8 protein-coding genes are annotated in these 3,880 nt (G+C 43.2%); all 8 read left to right on the top strand.

Going from position 1 to position 3,880, the window contains the following annotated elements; genetic code table 11:
- The first annotated feature begins 61 nt into the window (after positions 1 to 61).
- Positions 62 to 334: a 30S ribosomal protein S16 gene (rpsP, locus tag AC29Z1_RS14820; protein ID WP_488272229.1), complete on the top strand. Its 273-nt coding sequence runs from the start codon at positions 62 to 64 to the stop codon at positions 332 to 334.
- Between the two features lie 27 nt (positions 335 to 361).
- The gene (locus tag AC29Z1_RS14815; RefSeq protein WP_488272228.1) at positions 362 to 589 is read left to right on the top strand and encodes a KH domain-containing protein; all 228 of its coding nucleotides are present in this window, start codon (positions 362 to 364) and stop codon (positions 587 to 589) included.
- Between the two features lie 34 nt (positions 590 to 623).
- On the top strand, positions 624 to 1,040 hold the full coding sequence (locus AC29Z1_RS14810; RefSeq protein ID WP_488272227.1) for a YlqD family protein: 417 nt from the start codon (positions 624 to 626) through the stop codon (positions 1,038 to 1,040).
- A gap of 1 nt (position 1,041) precedes the next feature.
- Entirely contained in the window at positions 1,042 to 1,545 is a 504-nt protein-coding gene (gene rimM, locus AC29Z1_RS14805) for a ribosome maturation factor RimM (RefSeq protein WP_488272226.1), read from the top strand.
- Positions 1,546 to 1,555: 10 nt separating this feature from the next.
- Positions 1,556 to 2,302 carry a tRNA (guanosine(37)-N1)-methyltransferase TrmD gene (trmD, locus tag AC29Z1_RS14800; RefSeq protein WP_488272225.1) on the top strand — a complete coding sequence of 249 codons (747 nt, stop codon included), beginning with the start codon at positions 1,556 to 1,558 and terminating at the stop codon, positions 2,300 to 2,302.
- A gap of 2 nt (positions 2,303 to 2,304) precedes the next feature.
- A complete protein-coding gene (locus AC29Z1_RS14795) occupies positions 2,305 to 2,880 on the top strand; it encodes an RNA methyltransferase (protein ID WP_488272224.1) in 576 nt (191 codons plus the stop codon).
- A 155-nt stretch (positions 2,881 to 3,035) separates the two neighbouring features.
- Positions 3,036 to 3,377, top strand: coding sequence for a 50S ribosomal protein L19 (rplS, locus tag AC29Z1_RS14790; RefSeq protein ID WP_488272223.1), 342 nt, complete (start codon positions 3,036 to 3,038; stop codon positions 3,375 to 3,377).
- A gap of 95 nt (positions 3,378 to 3,472) precedes the next feature.
- The coding region (lepB, locus tag AC29Z1_RS14785) for a signal peptidase I (protein WP_488272222.1) at positions 3,473 to 3,880 on the top strand (408 nt) is incomplete at its 3' end.

Genomic DNA, 3,880 nt, shown 5'->3' with positions numbered 1-3,880 from the left:
CTAAGTCAACTTTATCATCTGAAGATATATTTTGGATATTCTATAAAGGAGGTGACTTATTGTGGCAGTAAAAATTCGTTTAAAGCGTATGGGCGCGAAAAAACGTCCTTTCTACCGTGTAGTAGTAGCTGATTCCCGTTCGCCGCGGGATGGCCGCTTTATTGAGACCTTGGGTCATTATGACTCCACTACTGAACCGGCAGTTATCAAGATTGACGAGGAAAAAGCCATTGCATGGCTGCAAAAAGGCGCTCAACCTACTGATACTGTTAAAAACTTGTTCAGCAAAACCGGCATCCTGAAAAAATGGGATGAAGTAAAGCGTTCTAAGTAAAGTGCAGAAACGAGGCGTGATAACTACATGAAAGAATTAGTCGAAGTTATCGCCAAAGCGTTAGTAAAAAACCCGGAGCAAGTCAATGTGAATGAAGCAACCGATAATTTGGGTACAGTCTATGAACTGCATGTGGCCCCGGAAGATATGGGGAAAATTATTGGAAAGCAGGGACGTATTGCCAAAGCAATCCGCACTGTGGTTAAAGCTGCCGCCACCCGGGAAAATAAACGAGTCATGGTGGAAATAATATAATAAACTTTAAGCCGATACCAAAGGGGTGGAATTTATGGCCAACGTCGAAAACTTGACAATTAGGTGCCCGGTAACCGTTAAAGCCAAAGTGACAGAAGATCTTAAAGCACGCTTGGCGGCTGAAATTCAAGATGCAATTAGAAAAGCTGATATAGAACTCCAGCAAATCGAATTTCATGCTAAACGCATGATGGCCGAACAAGCCAAGCAAGATGCACAGGGGCTTGTAGGTTTGCGCCAGCAGATTGAGGCCGAGCGGCAGAAACGGCTTGATTTTAAAAACCATATGCTGGAAAAACTAAAAGAAACAGCACAATTAGAAATCGGTGCGGAAGTCGTTCAGGGTACTATGGATAGGATTGTGACAGTGAGTGTTGGTGATGACCTTCACAAACTGATGGCAACAGAAATTTTGCTAGAAGATGGCAAGATTATTGCCTTCCGCAACTAATATGTCCAGACCCGATCTGATTACTGTCGGTAAAATTGTTGCCCCGCACGGTGTGCGGGGTGACGTTCGTATATTACCACTGACGGATTTTCCTGACCGATTTCATGATCTTAAAGAAGTATTTGTTGATGATGTTGGTTGGCTGAAACTGGAGTCAGCCAGGCATCATAAAAAGATGATGCTGCTTAAATTTACCGGATTTGATTCTATGAATGACAGTGAACGCTTACGAGGTAAATTAATCAAAATTGGACAACAGGATTTAGTGAAATTACCAGAAGGTCAATATTATATTTTTGATATTATTGGTCTTACTGTCGTTACTGAAGACGGTGAAGTGCTTGGCACAGTAATTGATGTGCTGCAGCCGGGAAGTAATGATGTGTACGTTGTACAACAAGAAGGCAAAAAAGAGCTACTGATTCCGGCTATTAAGGACGTTGTCAAAGAAATTGATATTACCGGTAAGCGAATGGTAGTCAAACTTCAAGAAGAAATGGATTAATAGGGGCCTTATGCGTATTGATATTATTTCGCTATTTCCTGATATGTTTGCAGGTCCATTGGGGCATAGTATCCTCAAACGGGCGCAGACGAGTGGACTTATCACTGTTCAGGTAACCAATCCCCGAGATTTTACCTATGATAAGCATCGTATTACTGATGATTATCCGTTTGGCGGTGGTTCTGGCATGGTGATGAAACCAGAACCGATATTCCGTGCAGTGGAACATGTTGTCCAGCAAGCGAATGTCTCGCGCCGGAGAATTGTACTGATGTGTCCGGGCGGACAAGTTTTTAATCAGGCTAAAGCCAAAGAACTAGCCAACTATGAGCAGTTAATCCTTGTTTGTGGCCACTATGAAGGCATCGATGACCGGATACGCCAGCATGTTGTTGACGAGGCTATCTCTATCGGTGATTATGTTTTAACAGGCGGGGAATTACCTGCGATGGTTATTACGGATGCAGTCGCACGCATGATTCCTGGCGTACTGGGAGCTGATGACAGTGCACAGCAGGACTCTTTTTATAATGGTCTGCTCGAATATCCTCAATATACGCGCCCGCGGGAATTTAACGGTTGGGAAGTGCCCGAAGTGCTGCTTTCCGGGGATCATGCCAAAATTGAAAGATGGCGAAGGAAAGAGTCACTAAGGGCAACACTGTTGCGTCGACCAGATTTGCTGGCGAATATCGAGCTAAGTCCTCTTGACCACAAGCTATTGGAAGAAATAAAGTCTGAGCAGGCTGGAGGCTGATTATGGCATTGCCTGTATACTTAGGATTGGTGCATTATCCTATTTATAATAAAAGAAATGAGATAGTAACTACCGCAATTACGAATTTTGATATCCATGATATTGCCCGTACTGCCAGGACATATGATTTGATGAAATATTTTATCATCCATCCGCATGATAGCCAGAAAGCATTAGCCCAAGAGATTATCAGCTATTGGCAGGAAGGGTATGGCGGGCAATATAATCCTGACCGCAAAGAGGCATTAAACATTGTGGAAGTTGTTCCCGATATTGCGGCAGCTATTGATTATGTTACGGCCAGGGAAGGGGTACGCCCTATAGTTGTAACCACCGATGCCCGTAAGTACGAAAATACGGTTTCCTATAGGAGACTTAAGCAGGAAATAACCGAAACAGGCAAACCATACTTGCTATTGTTTGGAACCGGATGGGGCATGGAAAATTCAGTAATGAAGCAGTTTGATTATATATTAGAACCAATTTACGGGCCAGGAACTTATAATCATTTGCCTGTTCGGGCAGCGGTCGCCATTATTCTGGATCGGCTGCTGGGGGAGCATTGGTGGGCCGAGTAATTGTTGTAGATGATTTATAAACAATCTAGTATCTACATGTAAACTTTTGCTGCCAGTTAGTTGAGTTACTGGATAATATGTGCTATAATACAGTTTGTGTAATACGGACGGTCCTCTGCTTACTGGTATGAACGTCTGATTAAGGAGGAAATAAAATGAATATTATTCAAATTTTGGAACAAGAACAACTGCGGAAAGACATTCCGTCTTTTAAAGCTGGCGACACTGTGCGTGTACACGTAAAAGTTGTAGAAGGTAGCCGTGAACGTATTCAGGTTTTTGAAGGCATAGTAATCAATCGCCAAGGCAGTGGTGTGCGCGAAACATTTACTGTAAGACGTGTATCTTATAACGTGGGTGTAGAACGTACTTTCCCAGTACACTCACCACGTATTGAAAAAATTGAGGTAGTGCGCCGCGGTATTGTTCGCAGAGCTAAGCTTTACTATCTGCGCGATCTTACTGGTAAAGCAGCACGTATTAAAGAAAAACGCTAAATCGATAGGTACTTGGGGACTGTTTTCAGTCCCTTTCTTCATATCACATCACCCTTGGGGTGAATGGATACCCCTATTGCGGAAGGAGTAAAACTGTGAATACTACCAACCTGGGTGAAGAAATAAAAGACTGGATAATATCGATTCTTATAGCCATAGTATTGGCTTTTTTTATCCGGTATTTTGTTGTCGAGTTATATATGGTCGAGGGGCCGTCTATGCGGCCAACACTAGTTAATGGAGAGCGACTGATAGTTAATAAGTTTATTTACCGGTTTAGGCCACCCCAACGGGGAGAAGTGTTAGTGTTTCGCTACCCCCGTGATCCGAGCCGCGACTTTATTAAACGGGTAATTGGCGTAGCCGGTGATACGATTGAGATTAAAGATAGCCGGGTATATCTTAACGGACAATTGTTACATGAACCTTATATACTAGAGCGTACCAAAGGGACGTATCCGCCCGTTACTGTGCCGGAAGGACATGTCTATGTAATGGGTGAT

This window comes from Sporomusa sp., from assembly GCF_057736855.1.
This window is presented reverse-complemented; position numbering and strand designations above follow the sequence as displayed.